At 62.9% G+C, this 18,903-nt stretch carries 17 protein-coding genes and 1 riboswitch; of the genes, 9 read left to right on the top strand and 8 right to left on the bottom strand.

All coding sequences use genetic code 11. The features are described 5' to 3' along the window. The 3 genes from M727_RS42500 to M727_RS0126615 form a co-directional block, all read left to right on the top strand. The coding region (locus tag M727_RS42500; RefSeq protein ID WP_198032700.1) for a hypothetical protein at nucleotides 1–648 on the top strand (648 nt) is incomplete at its 5' end. After that, the gene (locus tag M727_RS0126620; protein WP_023800246.1) at nucleotides 645–1,040 is read left to right on the top strand and encodes a phage holin family protein; all 396 of its coding nucleotides are present in this window, start codon (nucleotides 645–647) and stop codon (nucleotides 1,038–1,040) included. The genes M727_RS42500 and M727_RS0126620, both read left to right, overlap by 4 nt. Continuing rightward, nucleotides 1,037–1,918 (top strand): hypothetical protein, encoded by an 882-nt coding sequence (locus M727_RS0126615; RefSeq protein ID WP_027155189.1) that lies wholly within the window; start codon nucleotides 1,037–1,039, stop codon nucleotides 1,916–1,918. The genes M727_RS0126620 and M727_RS0126615 overlap by 4 nt, the downstream gene beginning before the upstream one ends. Before the next feature lie 102 nt (nucleotides 1,919–2,020). Here M727_RS0126615 and M727_RS0126610 read toward each other — a convergent pair whose 3' ends face one another. Together M727_RS0126610 and M727_RS0126605 are read right to left on the bottom strand one after the other, a co-directional pair. Beyond that, nucleotides 2,021–3,025 carry a L,D-transpeptidase gene (locus M727_RS0126610; protein WP_027155188.1) on the bottom strand — a complete coding sequence of 335 codons (1,005 nt, stop codon included), beginning with the start codon at nucleotides 3,023–3,025 and terminating at the stop codon, nucleotides 2,021–2,023. Between the two features lie 156 nt (nucleotides 3,026–3,181). Continuing rightward, nucleotides 3,182–4,171 (bottom strand): LysR family transcriptional regulator, encoded by a 990-nt coding sequence (locus M727_RS0126605; protein WP_027155187.1) that lies wholly within the window; start codon nucleotides 4,169–4,171, stop codon nucleotides 3,182–3,184. Nucleotides 4,172–4,486: 315 nt separating this feature from the next. Between M727_RS0126605 and chvE the strand changes: the two genes are divergently transcribed. From chvE to araD1, 4 genes are all read left to right on the top strand, one after another. Further along, a complete protein-coding gene (gene chvE / locus M727_RS0126600) occupies nucleotides 4,487–5,551 on the top strand; it encodes a multiple monosaccharide ABC transporter substrate-binding protein (protein WP_027155186.1) in 1,065 nt (354 codons plus the stop codon). Nucleotides 5,552–5,650: 99 nt separating this feature from the next. Further along, complete coding sequence (gene mmsA, locus M727_RS0126595) at nucleotides 5,651–7,183, top strand: multiple monosaccharide ABC transporter ATP-binding protein (RefSeq protein WP_027155185.1); 1,533 nt, start codon at nucleotides 5,651–5,653, stop codon at nucleotides 7,181–7,183. Next, nucleotides 7,180–8,472: a multiple monosaccharide ABC transporter permease gene (gene mmsB / locus M727_RS0126590; protein WP_023802194.1), complete on the top strand. Its 1,293-nt coding sequence runs from the start codon at nucleotides 7,180–7,182 to the stop codon at nucleotides 8,470–8,472. The genes mmsA and mmsB overlap by 4 nt, the downstream gene beginning before the upstream one ends. Before the next feature lie 288 nt (nucleotides 8,473–8,760). Beyond that, on the top strand, nucleotides 8,761–9,753 hold the full coding sequence (gene araD1 / locus M727_RS0126585; RefSeq protein WP_027155184.1) for an AraD1 family protein: 993 nt from the start codon (nucleotides 8,761–8,763) through the stop codon (nucleotides 9,751–9,753). Nucleotides 9,754–9,938: 185 nt separating this feature from the next. Here the strand turns inward: araD1 and M727_RS0126580 are convergent, their stop codons facing one another. Continuing rightward, complete coding sequence (locus M727_RS0126580; RefSeq protein WP_023802191.1) at nucleotides 9,939–10,712, bottom strand: ABC transporter substrate-binding protein; 774 nt, start codon at nucleotides 10,710–10,712, stop codon at nucleotides 9,939–9,941. A 92-nt stretch (nucleotides 10,713–10,804) separates the two neighbouring features. Then, the gene (locus M727_RS0126575) at nucleotides 10,805–11,899 is read right to left on the bottom strand and encodes a 2'-deoxycytidine 5'-triphosphate deaminase (protein WP_027155183.1); all 1,095 of its coding nucleotides are present in this window, start codon (nucleotides 11,897–11,899) and stop codon (nucleotides 10,805–10,807) included. Nucleotides 11,900–12,024: 125 nt separating this feature from the next. Next, nucleotides 12,025–12,102, top strand: a riboswitch (SAM riboswitch). Nucleotides 12,103–12,175: 73 nt separating this feature from the next. Between M727_RS0126575 and M727_RS0126570 the strand changes: the two genes are divergently transcribed. Beyond that, on the top strand, nucleotides 12,176–13,366 hold the full coding sequence (locus M727_RS0126570; protein WP_027155182.1) for an O-succinylhomoserine sulfhydrylase: 1,191 nt from the start codon (nucleotides 12,176–12,178) through the stop codon (nucleotides 13,364–13,366). 46 nt (nucleotides 13,367–13,412) lie between these two features. Here the strand turns inward: M727_RS0126570 and M727_RS0126565 are convergent, their stop codons facing one another. Then, the gene (locus tag M727_RS0126565; protein ID WP_027155181.1) at nucleotides 13,413–14,567 is read right to left on the bottom strand and encodes a ceramide glucosyltransferase; all 1,155 of its coding nucleotides are present in this window, start codon (nucleotides 14,565–14,567) and stop codon (nucleotides 13,413–13,415) included. Between the two features lie 258 nt (nucleotides 14,568–14,825). Between M727_RS0126565 and apaG the strand changes: the two genes are divergently transcribed. Continuing rightward, nucleotides 14,826–15,218, top strand: coding sequence for a Co2+/Mg2+ efflux protein ApaG (gene apaG / locus M727_RS0126560; RefSeq protein WP_027155180.1), 393 nt, complete (start codon nucleotides 14,826–14,828; stop codon nucleotides 15,216–15,218). Nucleotides 15,219–15,414: 196 nt separating this feature from the next. On the opposite strand, the gene M727_RS0126555 is transcribed toward apaG, so the two are convergent. The 3 genes from M727_RS0126555 to M727_RS0126545 all read right to left on the bottom strand — a co-directional run bounded on the left by M727_RS0126555 (nucleotide 15,415) and on the right by M727_RS0126545 (nucleotide 18,700). Continuing rightward, the gene (locus tag M727_RS0126555) at nucleotides 15,415–16,425 is read right to left on the bottom strand and encodes an Hsp33 family molecular chaperone (RefSeq protein WP_027155179.1); all 1,011 of its coding nucleotides are present in this window, start codon (nucleotides 16,423–16,425) and stop codon (nucleotides 15,415–15,417) included. A gap of 147 nt (nucleotides 16,426–16,572) precedes the next feature. Next, nucleotides 16,573–17,484 carry an ornithine carbamoyltransferase gene (argF, locus tag M727_RS0126550; protein ID WP_027155178.1) on the bottom strand — a complete coding sequence of 304 codons (912 nt, stop codon included), beginning with the start codon at nucleotides 17,482–17,484 and terminating at the stop codon, nucleotides 16,573–16,575. Between the two features lie 16 nt (nucleotides 17,485–17,500). Further along, nucleotides 17,501–18,700, bottom strand: a complete 1,200-nt coding sequence (locus M727_RS0126545) for an aspartate aminotransferase family protein (RefSeq protein ID WP_027155177.1) — start codon at nucleotides 18,698–18,700, stop codon at nucleotides 17,501–17,503. Nucleotides 18,701–18,903: the final 203 nt, after the last annotated feature.

The following is an 18,903-nucleotide window of genomic DNA, read 5'->3' as shown; positions in this document are numbered from 1 at the left end:
ACCATGCAGCGCGAAGACGATCAGGGCCGTAAGCCGGCCGATTTCGAAACAGCCAAAAGCGAACTGTCCGAACGGTTCCAGCAGGAAACGCAGACCGCGACAGAGGCGCTACACGACGCTCGCGACGAACTCGCCAGGAAGGCGGGCGACTACGCTGCTGAAGCGAAGCAGGCGTTGTTCGACAAAGCCGAGGGAACACAGCGCGATATCAGCTCCAACCTGAAGGCCTTTAGCGGAGCCTTGCGAGCAGCAAGCGAGCATCTGGCCAATAACAATCAACGGACCGCTTCGAAGTTCACCCTCGATGCCGCCGGCTCGCTTGAACGCCTTTCATCTTCGTTGAAGGACAAACCATTCGAAGATGTTCTTGGCGAGATGCGGTCTTTCGGCCGCGAAAACTCAGGGGCGCTGATAGCCGGCTCAGTATTGGCAGGCTTGGCGCTGGGGCGGTTTATCAAGAGCTCGCCGCCATCTGCCCGGACCGAGACACCGAGTCGATCGCAAACAGACGGGGGTTCAGAAACGGTTTCGAACTCGGATCAGTCCGCTACGCGATCGGCAGAGGCACCTGACACTACGCCGCCCCCCTTCAATCAGCCTAGAGACGACAGGGATTTGGCAGGCGCAAGCCTGGGGCAGAACCCATGACCAACAATCAGGAAAGTCGCGGCCTCGCAACCCTCGTCAGCGATCTGGCACAGCAGGTCACAAGCCTGCTTCAAACCGAAAGTAGGCTGTTGCGGGCCGAAATGTCGGAGAAAATCAGCAAGGCCGGCGCAGGCGCCGCCGAGGTTCTGGCCGGCGCCATATGCCTTCTCGCGGCCTTGATGGTGCTTTTGCAAGCACTCGTAATCGCCCTGGCGAGTGCCGGCCTGGGAGCGGGATGGTCCTCGCTGCTGGTTGGAATCGTCGTCGCGATACTGGGGATCATTCTCTTGCGCTCCGGCACGAAAAGCATGGCTCCTTCCGAGCTGACGCCTGATCGCACACAAGACCAACTCAAGCGCGACGCGCGCGTGATCAAGGATCAAATAAGATGAGCGAAAAATCCGCAGCCGAGCTCGAGCGCGATGCCGACATCGCCCGTGCTAAAGTAGCAGACACCGCCGATTCGATCCGCAGCAAGATGACACCGGGTCAATTGATCGACGAATTTACCGGGATGTTCGCCGGTGGCGAGGGATCCGCCATGCTTGGCAATCTCAAGTCGCAAGTCAGGGACAACCCGTTGCCATTGACGTTGATTGGAGCCGGCCTGGCCTGGCTGATGCTGGGCGACGGCACGTCGGCAACCAACTCAGCTGCCGCCGCCTATCGGACAGGCACAGCTCCTGACGCTTTCTCTAACTTGCGCGGCGATGATTTCAGCCAGGGCAACGAAGGGTCCGGAATCGGGGCGATGCTCTCCGATACCGCCGGTTCGGTTACATCAGCAGCAAGCGACGCGGCCGAAGCTGCAGCAAACGCTGCAACGGGCGCCAAGGAGAGGATGACAAAAACCGCCGGACAGCTCGGCTCAAGCGCCAGCGAGATAGCGGCTCGGACGCGCCAATCGGCACAAGACCTCTTCGAGCGCGAACCGCTGGCTATCGCCGCAGTCGGCCTTGCGCTGGGCACTGCCATCGGGGTGATGCTGCCCCACACAGCCACCGAGGACGAGCAACTTGGCGCCTACCGCGACAAAATTCGCGACAGTGCGGAGGAGGTTTTCGAAACGGGCCTGGAGCAAGCAAAGCAAGTTGCCGCCGAGGCCTACGAAACGGTCAAGGAAGAGGCCGACCGGCAAGGCTCGGGTGAAGATGCCGACACGCTAGCAGGCAAGGTCGGCAAAGTTGTTGAATCGACCGCAAAGCGAACCGAGGAAGCCATTCGCGATCGTTTGCCGGGGTCGTCGGACGGGTCTTCAGCCACCTCGTAGCTCGCCACCGGCCTGAAGGCCAGGTCCATAGGACGTCATCCGGCATCGTCTCCGGCGCGCGCCCGGGCCTTGCGAGAGCAGGTGGCGGGCCAGTCCGCTTTGCTACGGGGCAAGCTCGTCGACGGCGCGGGCGATCTCGTCCTTGAACTCGACCTTCGTGCCCGGCTGCACCATGGAGCCGAGATCTTCGACATCCCAATTGGTCAATCGGATGCAGCCATGCGAGAAGGTCGTGCCGATCTTGCCGGGTTCGGGCGAGCCGTGGATGCCGTAGCTTTCGATGGAGAGATCGATCCACACCGATCCCACGGGATTGTTCGGCCCGGCAGCGATGGTGAAGGGACGCTTGGTCTTGACTCCCTTGAAGGCAAAATCCGGATCGTAGTGATAGGTCGGATTGCGCACCACGCGCTTGACCTCCGCCGTGCCGCTTGGCGCCGGCTTTTCATCGCTGCCGATCGAGGCGGGGTAGACTGCGAGCCATTTGCCGGAAGCATCGAGCACGCGCACCAGGCGAGCGCCCTTGTCGACCTCGATGCCGGCTACGCCGGCGGGAGGATCGCCGCGGCCAACATCAGGCACGATCAAGGTCTTGCCGGGCTTCCTGAAGCCGCCGCCCGGATTGAGCATCCTGAGCAACTTTTCGCTGACATGGAAGCGCTCCGCCAGCTTCTCCAACGCGTTGCGATAGGCGAGCCGCCGCAGACGGGCCATCCTCTCCATGCGAGCCGGAATACGCCTGGTGAAAGGTCCGCGCAAATCCTTGCGCGTCACCTCATAGGTGACCAGCACCGGGTCGGCGGAGGTCGCCGTGAGCTTGCTCCAGGTCTCCGCAGTGAGATTGCCATCGGATCGGAGTCCGTTCGCCTGCTGAAAGGCGCCGACTGCCTTGGCGAAGTTCTCTGAGAGGCGACCATCGATCAGCCCCGGCGAGAAGCGGGCGCGATCCAAAAGAATCTGCGCCTTGAGCAGCGTCGGATCGACATCCTCTGATTCGCCGGCGGTGAATTGGGCCTGGTTGACGGTCGCCAGGTCCAGCCTGGCCGAACGCGCCCCGCCGCACGCGACGGCAAGCATCGCGGCGAAGACGAGGAGAAGCCTGATCATCGATAGCTCCCTGGGCCCTGCAACAGGAGCCCGCTACTATGACGCGGCACGGCCCTGTGTGGTTCCTTCGCTCGAGCGATATTCTGATTGAAGCGACCCGGGATTGAAGCGACATGGCCGAAGAGTGGATGGCAATGGATCGCTTGATTTAAGCCGTCAGCCCACCTCTCGCAAAATGAAGTCGTGCAGCATCTTGGCTGCCGGCGACAGCACGCGATTTTTTACGGTGATCAGACTGTAAGGCCTGACCTCGATGTCGAATTCGGTCTGGACGATGTCGATGGCGCCGGCCAGCCCCTCGGGATTCTGGATGAATTTCGCCACCTGGATCGACACCGGCGCGATGGCGTCCGACTGCGCGACCATGACCAGGGTGAGCAGCAGCGAGCTGGTGTTGAGGATGCGGTCCGGCAGCGCGATGTTGCGGTTCAGGAAATTGCTCTCCATCGCCTGGCGCAGCGGCGAGCCGCCCGACTGGAAAACCCAGTCATAGGCGGCGGTCTCCTCCAGCCGCACCGCCTTGCCCTTAGCCAGCGGGTGGCCGCGGCGCACGATGAGGCAGGCTTTCTCGACGCCGATGACGCGGGCCTCGAACAGCCGCGGATTGAGGTCCTCGGGGATGCGCGCGATGATGAAATCGTGACGTGTGGCGATCAGCTCGCGCGCCAGCACATTGGAGGTCTCGACCTGCATGGTGATCTCGATACGCGGATAGATGCGCCGGATCTCGCGGATCGCCGGCACGGCGAGTTCGATTGCAGGGGCCGTCACCGCGCCTAGGAACACCGAGCCGCCCTTGCCCGCCTTGAGCTCGGATATCTCGCGGTCGACCTCACGCATCTCGAGCAGGATCGAACGCGCGCGCCTCGCCAACGCCTTGCCATAGGGCGTCAGCGTGATGCCGCGCGGCAGCCTCTCGCACAGCTTGACGTCGAGCACCGCCTCCATCTCGGCGATCATGCGCGAGGCGGCGGGCTGGGAGATGTTCATGACCTGGGCTGCCGCGCTGACCCGGCCATGGTCGTCGAGGGCTGCGATCATGCGCATGTGGCGCAGACTGAGGCCGCTGCGCAGCAAGGTCTCACTCCTGCCGGGACGTTCCCCGTAACCCTCTGAAAGTCCGCCAGTATCCCGTAGCGCCGCCATGATATCGGTTTGCTCCTCGCTCGTCGCCGGCCGGCAATCCCGGCCAGGTCTTTGGCCACTTTCAGTATACCAGTTTGGGTATAGCAACTACCGAAGATCGCATTTGACAGTTATGGCAAAGCGCCACACCTTTGCGCGTCCTGAAACCTGACCGTCGCCAGCGAGAAAAATCGCATCGACCGGAACCAGAGTCTCAGGGCCGATTGGGAGGATACCGGAGATCGATTTGGCGGCAGCGGCGCGTTTTGGCGCTCCTGCACGATCGCGCGGCCCACGAAACCCAGGGTGCGCGTCCATCAACCAGGGAGAGTTAATGTGAAGATCATCAAGACACTGGCCGCCGTCGCGGCCCTTAGCATCGCGGCCATGACGGTCCCGGCGCAGTCAGGCGAAGGCCTCATCGGCGTGCTAATGCCGACCAAGACCTCGCAGCGCTGGATCAACGACGGCGACGCCGTCAAGTCCCAGCTCGAGGCTCTGGGCTACACTGTCGACCTGCAATATGCGCAGGACGATATCCCCAATCAGCTCAGCCAGCTCGAAAACGAAATCACCAAGGGCCCAAAGGCACTGATCATCGCCTCGATCGACGGCACCACCTTGTCGGACGCGCTGCAAAAGGCGGCTGACGCCGGCGTCGTCGTCGTCGCCTATGACCGGCTGATCAAGAAAACCCCGAATGTCGACTACTACACCACGTTCGACAATTTCGGCGTCGGCGTCATCCAGGCGAAATCGCTGCTCAAGGGCCTCGGCTATCCCGAGAACAAGGGTCCGTTCAACGTCGAACTGTTCGGCGGCTCGCCCGACGACAACAACGCCTTCTTCTTCTACGACGGCGCCATGTCCGTTCTGCAGCCGCTGATCGACGACAAGACCCTCGTCGTGAAGTCCGGCCAGATGGGCATGGACAAGGTCGGCACGCTCCGCTGGCTGGCAGCCACCGCCCAGGCCCGCATGGACAATCTGCTCTCCGCCCATTACTCGGATGGCAGCCGCGTCGATGGCGTGCTCTCGCCATATGACGGCCTGTCGCGCGGCATCATCGCCTCGCTGCGCGCCGTTGGTTACGGCACGGCCGATCAGCCATGGCCAATCGTCACCGGCCAGGACGCCGAAACCGCTTCGGTCAAGGCGATCATCGCCGGCGAGCAGTACTCGACCGTGTTCAAGGACACCCGCGAACTCGCCAAGGCGACGGTCGAGCTCGTCGACAAGGTGCTCTCGGGCGGCAAGCCGGAGGGCCTCGACACCAAGACCTACAACAACGACGTCAAGGTCGTCCCCTCGATCCTGCTGACGCCGCATGATGTCGACAAGTCGAACTACCAGGCCCTGGTAGTCGATTCCGGCTACATCAAGGCCGAAGAGCTGAAGTAACCGCAGACGTAAAACCCGGGGTCCTGCGCAACGCAGGGCCCCGCTTCGTCAGTGAACGACCCCGGTATGTTTCCGGACCTCGCAGGAGTGGTATTCCCGATGGCCCAGACGATTTTGGAGATGCGTGACATCACCAAGACGTTTCCCGGCGTCAAGGCGCTTTCGAATGTCAACCTCAGCGTCGAGGAAGGCGAGATCCACGCCGTTGTCGGCGAGAACGGCGCCGGCAAGTCGACACTGATGAAGGTGCTGTCGGGCGTATATCCAGCCGGCACCTATGATGGCGAAATCGTCTATCGCGGCGATGAGTGCCATTTCAAAGGCATCCACGACAGCGAGCGCCGCGGCATCGTCATCATCCACCAGGAACTCGCGCTGGTGCCGATGCTGTCGATCGCCGAAAACATCTTCCTCGGCAACGAACACGCCAGCTACGGCATCATCGACTGGAACGCCAACGAGACGCGCACCAGCGCTCTGCTCAAGAAGGTGGGCCTCAAGGAAGACCCCAAGACGCTGATTACCAATATCGGCGTCGGCAAGCAGCAACTGGTCGAGATCGCCAAGGCGCTCAGCAAGGAAGTGCAGTTGCTGATCCTCGACGAGCCGACGGCGAGCCTGTCCGAAAAGGACAGCCAGGCGCTGCTCGACCTGCTGCTCGAATTCAAGCGGCAGGGCATCACCTCGATCCTGATCTCGCACAAGCTCAACGAAATCAACCGGGTCGCCGACAAGGTCACGATCATCCGCGACGGGCGGACGATCGAGACGCTGGCCAAGAAGGACATCTCGGAAGACCGCATCATCACCTCGATGGTCGGCCGCTCGCTGGACGACCGCTATCCGTCGCGCGAGCCTGACATCGGTGAGATCGTGCTCCAGGTGAAGAACTGGTCGGTCTATCATCCGATCCATGCCGAGCGGCAAGTGATCAAGGGTATCGATATCGACGTCCGCAAGGGCGAGGTGGTGGGTATCGCCGGGCTGATGGGCGCCGGACGCACAGAATTCGCGATGAGCCTGTTCGGCCGCTCCTATGGCCGCCGCATCACCGGCGAGGTGCTGCTCAAGGGCAAGCCCATCGATGTCTCCTCTGTCAGCAAGGCAGTCGAGCACGGCATTGCTTACGTCACCGAAGACCGCAAGACCTACGGTCTCAACCTGATCGATCATATCAAGCACAACATCACGCTGGCCAATCTTCCTGGCGTGTCGCGCCATAGCGTGATCGACGACATGCGCGAGTTGGCCGTCGCAAACGACTACAAGGCCAAGACCAACATCCGCTCGTCCAGCGTTTATCAGATGACCGGCAACCTATCGGGCGGCAATCAGCAGAAGGTGGTGCTGTCGAAGTGGCTGTTCGCCAATCCGGAGGTGCTGATCCTCGACGAGCCGACGCGCGGCATCGACGTCGGCGCCAAGTATGAAATCTACACGATCATCGCGCGTCTCGCCTCGGAGGGTAAGGCGATCATCGTCATCTCGTCCGAGATGCCCGAACTGCTCGGCATCACCGACCGTATCTATGTCATGAACGAAGGACGTATCGTCGGCGAAATGGCGGCGAGCGACGCCAGCCAGGAAAAGATCATGCGCGCCATCGTTCGCGGAGAAGGAAAAGCATCATGAGCACCGAAAGCGGTCCCGTCCCGAAAAGCGGCGTCGCCGAAGATGTGCAGCAAGGGCCGCGCATTGCTGTCTCGGCGCTGGTCACCAACCTGCGCGAATACGGCCTGATCCTGGCGCTTATCGCCATCATGGTGTTCTTCCAGTACACGACGTCCGGAACGCTGTTCAAGCCGGTGAACTTGAGCAACCTGGTGCAGCAGAACAGCTTCATCATCGTGATGGCACTGGGCATGCTGCTGGTGATCGTCTCCGGCCATATCGATCTCAGCGTCGGCTCCGTCGCCGGTTTCATTGGCGCGCTGGCGGCGATGATGATGGTCATCTGGCCTCTCGGCCCTTTCAGCAATCCGCTGGTGGTGTCGATCATCTGCCTGATCGTCGGTGGTGCCATCGGCGCGGCACAGGGCTACTGGATTGCCTATCACCGAATACCGAGCTTCATCGTCACGCTGGCGGGGATGCTGATCTTCCGCGGCATCTGCCAGGCGCTGCTGGGTGGGGGGTCTTCCGTGGGGCCGCTTCCGGTCGGCTTCAAGGCGCTCAGTTCCGGCTTCATTCCCGACGTGATCGGCTCATTGACGCTCATACCGCCGGTCGTGAACGCCGCCGGCAAGACAATCGTCGGCAGCGGCCTGACGCTGCACATGACGACGATCGTGCTCGGCATCGTCGCCGTGGTCGCCTATGCTTATTTCGGGCTCAGGGCACGGCGCAGCCGCGAGCGGCACGGCTACCAGGCCGAGCCCTTCTCGCTGTTCGTCGTCAAGACCCTGGTGACCAGCGCCCTGGCGCTGTTTCTGGTCTACCAATTCGCCACCTACAGGGGTCTGCCAATCGTTCTCGTGGTGATGGGCGTGCTGATCGCGCTGTTCGTCTTCGTCACCAAACGCATGACGGTCGGCCGCCGTATCTACGCAATGGGCGGCAATGCCAAGGCGGCGCAGCTATCGGGTATCAAGACCGAGCGGCTGACCCTGATGGTGTTCATCAATATGGGCGTGCTCTCGGCGCTCGGCGGGCTGATTATTGCGGCGCGCCTTGGCCAGGCGGTGCCGGCGGCCGGCCTCGGCAGCGAGCTCGACGTCATCGCCGCTGTGTTCATCGGCGGCGCTTCGGCGATGGGCGGCGTCGGTCAGGTGGTTGGCGCGGTGGTCGGCGGTTTCATCATGGGCGTCATGAACAACGGCATGTCGATCATGGGCGTCAATGTCGATTGGCAACAGGTGGTCAAAGGCCTGGTGCTGCTCGGCGCCGTGGTCTTCGACGTCTACAACAAGAACAAGGCTTGAGGGCGAGGGAACTCATGCATGTCGCCAAACGTGTGCAGCGTGTTGGGACAACGGCATGCGTGAAAGCAAGGATTAAAGCGGGCCCGTTTTCAAACGCGGCGCGCTTTTAGGAGGCACGGGTCACATCGCGGCGCTGCCGGGCGGCGCAAGGAAGTCCCCCAGGGGACCGGGCCCGCGAGCGCAATCCGGACGAAGAATTTCACCCGTGGCGCGGACACCGTCCGAGCTGCGCCAGGAAAAGCTTGCCAGACCGGCAGGCCGGCCAAGGCAATTGAGAGAGGGTACGTCATGCTGATTTCCCAAATCCTCGACGAGGCGGAGACCATCCGCGTCGTCGCCCGCAACGGCGGCAAGACCAGAATCATCAACGGCGCCCGCAGCGTCTATTCGCTGGCGATGGAGGCCGCGCGCACCGGCACCGGGCTTGTCGCCCTCATCGAGCGCAAGGGTTTTGGTGAAGCGGTCGACCTCGATGCCGCCTACAAGAAGGGGCGGCTGTTGTCGCCGATCAACCATCCCGACCCGGCGCATCTCCACCTCACCGGCACCGGGCTGACACATCTCGGCTCCGCCGCGACCCGCGATTCCATGCACAAGAAGCTCAGCAGCGACGGCGAGGAGCAGCTCACCGATTCCATGAAGATGTTCCGCATGGGGCTGGAGGGCGGCAAGCCGGCCAAGGGCCAGACCGGCGTGCAGCCGGAATGGTTCTACAAGGGCAACGGCACCATGGCAGTGGCGCCCGGTGCGGCACTTCTGTCGCCCGCCTTCGCCGAGGATGCCGGCGAGGAGCCGGAAGTAGCCGGCATCTACGTCATCGGCGACGACGGCGTCCCGTTCCGCGTCGGCTTCACGCTGTCAAACGAGTTTTCCGATCACGTCACCGAGCGCGTGAATTATCTTTTCCTCGCGCATTCCAAGCTGCGCAACGCTTCGTTCGGACCGGAAATCCTGATCGGCGACCTGCCGTCCGACGTCAGGGGTTCCTCGCGCATCCTCCGCGACGGCCAGCTGCTGTGGGAAAAGCCTTTCCTGTCGGGCGAGGCGAACATGTCGCACACCATCGCCAATCTCGAACATCACCACTTCAAATATTCGGCCTTCCGCCAGCCGGGCGACGTGCATGTGCACATGTTCGGCACCGCGACACTGTCCTTCGCCGACGGCGTCAGGACCGAGGCCGGCGATGTCTTCGAAATCGAGGCCAAGGATTTCGGCCTGCCGCTGCGCAACCCGCTTGAAATCGAGCAGCCGGTGAAGGTGGCGGTGAAGGCGCTTTAGGCGCCAACCTTCTCCTTCTCCCCTTGTGGGAGAAGGTGGATCGGCGCGCGCGCCGAAACGGATGAGGGGTGCTGGAAGGAATGAGACGTTGGTGTTCCCTGGAACACCCCTCATCCGACCGAGCTTCGCTCGGCCACCTTCTCCCACAAACAAGGGGAGAAGGAAGAACGCGCAGCTTCGACCTCTCAATAAATATCGAAGTCGAAATATTTGGCCTGGATCTTCTTGTAGGTGCCGTCGGCGACGATCGCGTCGATCGCGGCGTTGAGCTTTTCGCGTAGCGCATTGTCTTCCTGGCGCACGGCGATACCGGCTTCGGTCTCCGTGCCCTTGACGTCGCCGACCATCTTGCAGCAGTCGTCGCTCGACTTCTTCATCCAGTCCATCAGCACGAATTTGTCTGAAAGGACGGCATCGAGACGGCCGTTCATCAGGTCGGCGACCGCCTCCTCCTGGGTTGGATAGAGCTTCGCCTCGGCGCCGGCCTTGCCATAGACATCCTGGGCATAGTCGGCCTGGGTGGTCGAAGCCTGGGCGCCGACTGTCTTGCCGGCGAGTGCCGCCGGTTCGGTCGAGGCAATATCGCTGTCCTTCAAGGCCACCAGCGAAAGCGGCGTCGTATAGTATTTGTTGGTGAAGGAGACCTGCTTCTTGCGCTCCTCGGTAATGCTCATGGACGCGATGATGGCGTCGAATTTTTTGGCCTGGAGCGCCGGGATCATGCCGTCCCAGTCCTGCGTGACAAGTTCGCATTCGACCTTCATCTGAGCGCAAAGCGCATTGGTGATGTCGATGTCGAAGCCGACGAGCTTGCCATCCGCGGTGATGGTGTTGAACGGCGGATAGGCGCCTTCAGTGGCGATCTTCAACTTTTCCTGTGCTTGCGCCGACAGCGACCCGACTGACATCGCCAGCATGACGGCTGTTGCTGCCGATGCGATCCATCTTGAAATCTGCATTTTTTGTTCCCCTTGTGCCAACCGTATTGACGGCTAAGACAGCCAAGCACGACCCGTAAGGTCAGGCAAGCATGGTCTGATCATAGCGGCGATCAGCGCGCCGCGCGGAAATGCTTGGACAGTTTCAGGCCCTGTGCCTGATAGTTCGAGCCGAGATCTGTGCCGTAGAGCGCCTGCGGCCGCTTCAGCATGTGCTCGTAGACCAGCCGTCCGACGATCTGGCCGTGATCGAGGATGAACGGCACTTCGTGGCTGCGCACTTCGAGCACGGCCCGGCTGCCGGTGCCGCCCGAGGCCGAATGGCCGAAACCCGGATCGAAGAAACCGGCATAGTGGACGCGGAATTCGCCGACCAGCGGATCGAAGGGCGTCATCTCGGCGGCATAGAGCGGCGGCACATGCACCGCTTCCTGGCTGACCAGGATATAAAATTCGTCCGGGTCGAGCACCAGTTCGCCGGCGCCGCTCTTGTAGAGCGGCTCCCAGAAATCGACGACATCCTGCGCGGCGCGCTTGTCGACATCGACCAGGCCGGTGTGGTGCTTGCCGCGGTAGCCGACCAGTCCGTCCTTGTCGCCGTCGAGGTCGATCGACAGTGCGATGCCGCCGCCGGAAATGTTCGGCGGCTCGGTGGCGACGAGCGTCTCGGCACGATGCAATTCGTGCAGCTCGCTTTCCGACAAAAGCGCATTGCCGGTGCGGAACCGGATCTGCGACAGCCGCGAGCCGGCGCGGACGACGATCGGAAAGGTGCGCGGGCTGACTTCCAGATAGAGCGGGCCGTTGTAGCCGGCAGCGATCTTGTCGAACTCGTGGCCGCGATCGGTCATCACCCGGGTGAAGATGTCGAGCCGTCCGGTCGAGCTCTTCGGGTTGGCCGAGGCGGAAATGTTTGCCGGAAGCGCCAGGCTCTCGAGCAGCGGCACGATGTAGACGCAGCCCGTCTCCAGCACCGCACCATCGGCGAGATTGATTTCGTGCAGCTTCAGGCGGTCGAGTTTTTCAGCGACCCTGTGGTTGGGGCCGGGCAGGAAGGAGGCGCGCACCCGCCAGGCCTTGTCGCCAAGCCTGAGGTCGAGGCTGGCCGGCTGGACCTGGTCGGCGTCGAGCGCGCGCGGCGACTTCAGCGCGCCCGACTGGTACAGCGCGGAAATATCCTGATCCGGAAGAATGCCTGTCTGCCGCAAAGTCTGGCTCCGCTCGAAGGCCGGGCGTGGTCTCGTCTTGTCGCAGGTTCTTGCCGTGGAACCCGCTGGTACAAACCTCTTAATCATGCCGGCAATTGACGCAAGCGCGGTGCAGGTCTAAAGGATCGTTATCCCGTGGTGATTTGGCCGGTCGGCTTGCAGCCACGTTAAACAAGTCGCTAAAGGACCGTCGGGCCGAAAGGCCGTACGACCGGTTGCGACTTTCGCGGCCGGTTTTTTTGTGTTTGGACCATTTTTTGTGTTTGGAACAAGGTGATGACGAGCAAAACGCGCAACTGGAAGCCTCAGACCGCCCTCGTGCATGCAGGAACGCTGCGTTCCGGCTTCGGCGAAACCTCCGAGGCGATGTATCTCACGCAAGGCTATGTCTACGACACGGCGCAGGCGGCGGAAGCCCGCTTCAAGGGCGAGGAACCGGGCTTCATCTATTCGCGCTATGCCAATCCGACGGTCGACATGTTCGAGAAGCGCATGTGTGCGCTGGAAGGTGCCGAAGATGCCCGCGCCACCGCATCCGGCATGGCGGCGGTGACAGCGGCGTTGCTGTGCAGTGCCCGGGCGGGCGACCACATCGTGGCGGCGCGCGCGCTGTTCGGCTCCTGCCGCTGGGTGGTCGAGACGCTGGCGCCGAAATATGGCATCGAGGCGACGCTGGTCGACGGCACCGAAATCGCCAATTGGGAAAAGGCGGTCAGGCCCAACACCAAGTTGTTCTTCCTTGAAAGCCCGACCAATCCAACGCTGGAGGTCGTCGACATCGCAGCCGTAGCCTCGCTTGCCGATTCGATCGGCGCGCGGCTGATCGTCGACAACGTCTTTGCCACGCCCTTGCAGCAGAAGCCGTTGCAACTCGGCGCCCATATCGTCGTCTATTCGGCGACCAAGCACATCGACGGCCAGGGGCGCTGCCTCGGCGGCATCATCCTGTCGGACAAGAAGTGGATCGACGAGAATTTGCACGACTACTTCCGCCACACCGGTCCCAGCCTCTCGCCCTTCAATGCCTGGACGCTGCTGAAGGGGCTGGAGACGCTACCGCTGCGCGTGCGCCAGCAGACGGAAAGTGCCGGCCGGATCGCGGACTTCCTCGCCGAGCGATCGGAAATTGTCCGCGTCATCTATCCCGGCCGCGCCGATCACCCGCAGGCGGCGATCGTCAAGAAGCAGATGTCGGGCGGCTCGACGCTGATCTGCCTCGACGTCAAGGGGGGCAAGCAGGCGGCCTTCGCCTTCCAGAACGCGCTCGATGTCGTGCTGATCTCCAACAATCTCGGTGACGCCAAGAGCCTGATCACCCATCCGGCGACGACGACACACAAGAATCTGAGCGACGAGGCGCGGGCCGAACTTGGCATCGGGCCAGGCACGCTCAGGCTGTCCGTCGGACTGGAGGACACTGACGACCTGCTCGAAGACATCGAGCAGGCCTTGAAAGCCGCCAGGTAGGGATACGCGCCGAACTGCTGCGCTCTGATCTGCAAAGCAGGCGCGGTCAGGCGCCCGACGGCGACTCTTCCAATTCCGCAACGGCGCTGGTTTGGATGGTCATCGTGTTGCCGCGCCAGTCGACGGCACCGCTGAGCCAGCCGCGCACCCAGATGGCGGGAAGCATCACGTCCCGCGCAACCATCGCCGGGATCATGCGCAGCGACAGGTGCCAGCCCTTGGCCGAGGCGAGAGCGCATTCCGGCAGATAGGCGACTATCAGCACGGCGATGGCGGTCGCCGGCAGGCTGAACCCGGCGCCTGCTGCCGCAACCAGCGCCAGCACCAGCGGCGGCGCCGCTCCGATCAGGATCTCGGGCGCGAAGAACAGTGGGAATGTGACGCGACGCAGGCGTGCCCAGCGGGCCTGGCGCGACCAGATTTCGCCAAATGTGCGCAAGCCGAGCGGCTGCTCGAAGGGCGAGGCAACGAGATTGACGCGCAGTCCGAGCCCGTTGACAAGCTTGGTCGCAGCGGCATCCTCGGCAATCTCGGCAGCAAGCGCACGGATGCCGCCATTGGCGTCGAGCAATGGCTTGCTCCACAGCATGCTCTTGCCCTGGGCAAAACCGAGGCCGAGCGCCTCGCCGGTATATTGCCAGCGCGCCTGCAGCGTATTGAGGAAAGCGCATTCGACCTCCGCCCAGATCCCGTCCGGCCGCGAGCCGATCGGCGTCGAGCAGACGAGGCCGGTGTCCTGCCGCCATCCCGTCATCAGATGCTGGACATAGTCCCTCGGCATCAGGACGTTGGAATCGGCAAGGATGACCCAGTGGTGGCGCGCGGCCTCCCAGCCCTTCACGCAATTGTTGAGTTTCGGATTGCCGCTGATGCGGTCGTCGCCGACGAGCAGCCGGGCCGGCACGGCCGGAAAGCGGGCGATCGCTTCGGTGATCGGCCCGACCACCGGGTCGTCGGCATGGGCGACGCAGAAGATGAGCTCATAGCGCGGCCAGTCGAGAGAGAAGGCGCGCTCGAGCGTCTCCTCGGTAAACGGCTCGACGCCGCGCGACGGCACGACGATCGACACCGGCGGCGCCTTGGCGGCTGGCGGCGTGATCCTGCCAGGCCGCTTCAGCTTCAACGAAGCGAGCAGGATGCTGGCGAGATTGACAATAAGCAGAACTATGGAAAGCAAGGCGGCTGTGACTGTCAATTCCATCAATATCTGGTCGCTCCAGAAAAAACCGGCCGCATGAAAGCCGTTTTCAACAGTTCGACAGAATGCTGAGTCGCCCGGCCCTGCACACCATCCCCAGCCCTGCACACCATCATTGTCACGTGTCACTTAAATGACATTGTTGTTCGGCACCTGCGCTTAACAAATTCGGGCAACGATGGCAGACACCGAGGCGACGCACCCCGTTGACCGAACTGCTGAGAGGGTCGAATGTTCCGTCTGCATAGTGTGGAGTGATTTATGTACAGCGCCGTCACGCGCGACATCGAAGTGCAGGTCAGGCCGTTCTATCTGGAAGATCGCTCCGACCCGTCGGAGAACCGCTATGTCTGGGGCTACCAGGTAACCATCGACAACCAGTCGGATGAACTCGTGCAGCTTCTGTCGCGCTACTGGCAGATCACCGACGGCACCGGCCGGGTCGAGGAGGTGCGCGGCGCCGGCGTTGTCGGCGACCAGCCTGAACTCAATCCCGGCGATAGTTATCAGTATACGTCTGGCTGCCCACTCTCGACGCCATCCGGCATCATGGTCGGCCACTACACGATGCGCAACAAGCGGGGCGAGACGTTCGACGTCGCCATCCCCGCCTTTTCGCTCGACCTGCCGGGCACGCGGCGGACGGTGAACTGAGAGAGATAGATGGCCGGAAGGTCGTGCTGCCCCTCATCCGCCTGCCGGCACCTTCTCCCCGTATGGTGAACGGGGAGAAGGGAACCCATCTATCAACTGGACAACCTGTCGCAACGCTGGCGCCCCCTCTCCCCGTTCTTCACGGGGAGAGGTAAGGGTGAACGGCAGCGCCAACGCTTCATCGGTGATTTCAATTCTATTGAGCCGCAGCAAATTCCGCCGGGTCGAAGTCATATTGCTTCGAACAGAATTCGCAGGCGACGTGAATGCCGCCATCCTCGGTGCTGTCCCTGATCTCGTCGGCGGAGAAGCCTTCGAGAATGCCGCGGATCTTCTCCCTGGAGCATGAGCACTGGTCGGCTACCGGCACGCCGCCGAAGACGCGCACGCCGTGCTCGTGGAACAGCCGGTAAAGTAACCGCTCGGCGCCGATCGTCGGGTCGATCAGTTCCGTCGGCTCGATGGTGCCAAGCAACGCGAGCAGTTCCTGCCAGGAATTGTCGGCCGGATCATGGATCTCCTCGCGCGGATCGCCGTCGCCACCCGGAAGGTCGGGCACGCGCATGCGTTCGGGCGATTGCGGCAGGAACTGCGCCAGGATGCCACCGGCGCGCCATTGCTCGCGGGCACCGCCGATGCCGGGCGTCAACAGCTTGGCCACCGAAAGCCTGAGATCGGTCGGGATCTGCTCCGACTGCCGGAAATAGGTGCGGGCGGCCTCCTCCAACGTCTCGCCGTCGAGCTGGACGATGCCCTGATAGCGCTGCGTGTGGGCACCCTGGTCGATAGTCAGCGCCAGGACACCGCTGCCAAGCAGCGTCCGCTGCGAGCTCTCGCCGGCAGACGTCAGTGCCTCCAACCGGTCGGCGTCGAAGCGGGCATAGGCGCGCAGCGCATGCGGCGTGGAAAAATCCGCCACCAGCATGTCGACCGGCCCGTCGGTGCGGGTCTGCAGGATGAACTTGCCTTCAAACTTGAGCGAGGTGCCAAGCAGCACCGTCAGCACGCAGGCTTCCGCCAGCAGGCGGGCGACCGGCTCGGGATAGTCATGACGGCTGAGGATCGCGTCGAGCATCGGCCCGAGCTGGACGGTGCGGCCGCGCACGTCGAGCGGGCCGACCTCGAAGGGCACGACATGATCGTCGCCGGCGTAGCCGAATTCGCCGAGTTTGGGTTGATGTTCAGCCAATTGACGGGTTTCCAACATGACAAAGCTCCAGGGCGCGGCGATGCCGCCCTCCGGGGCGCATGCGTCGAAACGCGCTCGATTTGCGTGATGCGCCTGAGATAGGCATCACGCACTGCCGGATCAAGGCGGCCGGGATCAAGGCGGTCCTGATCAAGGCGGCCGGGATCAAGCGCCGAGGCACCAAGCCAAAACCGCCTTCTGGGCGTGGAGCCGGTTCTCGGCCTCGTCGAACACCACCGAATGCGGCCCGTCGATGACTTCGTCGGTGACCTCCTCGCCGCGATGCGCCGGCAGGCAGTGCATGAACAACGCGTCGGGCTTTGCCTTCGCCATCAGTGCCGCATTGACCTGATAGGGTGAGAAGACATTGTGGCCGCGAGCACGGTGCTCTTGGCCCATCGACACCCAGCAATCGGTAACGACACAGTCGGCCTCGTGGACGGCCTCCTCGGGCGAGCGGGTGAAGTTCAACTTGCCGCCATGCGCCCTCGACCAGTCGACATGCTTCTGCGCCGGCTCGCTGCCTTCCGGCACGGCGACGTTGAGGTTGAAGCGGAACCGCGCCGAGGCCTCCAGCAGCGAATGCAGCACGTTGTTGCCGTCGCCGGTCCAGGCGATGGTCTTGCCGGCGACCGGGCCGCGATGCTCCTCGAAGGTCATGATGTCGGCCATCAGCTGGCAGGGATGGGTATCGTCGGTCAACCCGTTGATGACGGGGACGGTGGCGTTCTCGGTCAGCTCCAGCAGCCGATCATGCGACGTGGTGCGGATCATGATCGCATCGACATAGCGCGACAGCACCTTGGCCGTGTCGGCGATGGTTTCGGAGCGGCCGAGCTGCATCTCGGCGCCGGTCAGCATGATGGTCTCGCCGCCGAGCTGGCGCATGCCGACGTCGAAGGACACGCGCGTGCGCGTCGACGGCTTGTCGAAGATCATCGCCAGCACCTTGCCTTCAAGCGGTTTTGTCCGCTCGCCAGCCTTGAGCCTTGCCTTTCGCACGACGGCATCGTCCAGCATAAGGCGCAGATCGCCCTCGGAAACGGCGGAAAGATCGGTGAAATGGCGAAGGCTCATGTGGGTCTTCCGACTGTTATTTCGCCGCAGCCGCGGCGATGGCGTCCGACAGGCCCCGGGCGCCGGCGCGGATGCGGTCGAGCGCCTCATGGATCTCGGCGTCGGTGACGGTGAGCGGCGGCAGCAGGCGAAGAACGTTGTCGCCGGCCGGAACCGCCAGCAGATGCTGGTCGCGCAACGCCATGTTCACCTTGGTGTTGGGCGCGGCGCATTTCAGGCCAAGCATCAGGCCGCTGCCTCTGATGTCTTCAATGACATCGGGAAATTCGTCGGCGACACCCGCCAGCCCCTGCTTCAGCAGCAACGCCTTGCGCTGCACATCCTCCAGAAAACCGTCTTCCAGCACGACGTCGAGCACGGCGTTGCCGACCGCCATCGCCAGCGGATTGCCGCCGAAAGTGGTGCCGTGCACGCCGGCGGTCATGCCGACAGCGGCCTCGTCGGTGGCGAGGCAGGCGCCCACCGGGAAGCCGCCGCCGATGCCCTTGGCGACCGCCATGATGTCGGGCGTGACGCCAGCCCATTCATGCGCGAACAGTTTTCCGGTGCGGCCGATGCCGCACTGGACCTCGTCGAAGATCAGCAGCAGATCATGCTGTTCGCAGAGCTGCCTCAGCCGCTTCAGCGACTGCGTCGGCACCGGGCGGATACCGCCCTCGCCCTGCACCGGCTCGATCAGGATCGCGGCGGTCTCTGATGTGATCGCCTTTTCGGCGGCGTCGATGTCGTCGAAGCCGACCTGGTCGAAACCTTCGACCTTGGGGCCGAAACCTTCCAGGTATTTATACTGGCCGCCGGCGGCGATGGTCGCCAGCGTGCGGCCATGAAAGGCGCCTTCGAAGGTGATAATGCGAAAGCGCTCGGGATGGCCCCTGACGAAATGGTAGCGCCGCGCCGTCTTGATGGCGCATTCCAGCGCCTCGGCGCCGGAATTGGTGAAGAACACCTTGTCGGCGAAGGTGGCGTCGGCCAGCCGCTCGCCCAGACGGCTCTGCCCCGGAATCTCGTACAGGTTGGAGACATGCCAGAGCTTGGCCGCCTGCTCGGTGAGTGCCGAGACCAGATGCGGATGGCTGTGGCCCAGCGAATTCACGGCAACGCCGCCGCCAAAATCGAGATATCGCTCGCCCTTGTCGGTGACCAGCCAAGTGCCTTCCCCATGGTCGAAGGCCAGGGGTGCGCGGGTAAAGGTCTCGAAAAGCGCCGAACCGCTCATTATATGCGTCTCCGGAACCGGAAAATCAAAAAGCCGCCAAAGCGGCGGCCTGTGCGGCTTATCGTGTTTTTCGGCCATGAAGTCAACGAAAACGTCGCGCAAGGACGCGCGGCAAGCTTTCCAGCGAGACGCCGGCTCATCAGCGACCGGGCAAGTTGGGGAAAACCGAAAAAACCGATTCGTGTTGGCCCTCGGACTCTTGT

Origin of the sequence: Mesorhizobium sp. WSM2561, from assembly GCF_000513915.1 — a bacterium.
GTDB classification, from domain to species: Bacteria; Pseudomonadota; Alphaproteobacteria; order Rhizobiales; family Rhizobiaceae; genus Mesorhizobium; species Mesorhizobium muleiense.
Note: the sequence above shows the minus strand (reverse complement) of the source record. Positions and strands in the feature narration are given on the sequence as shown.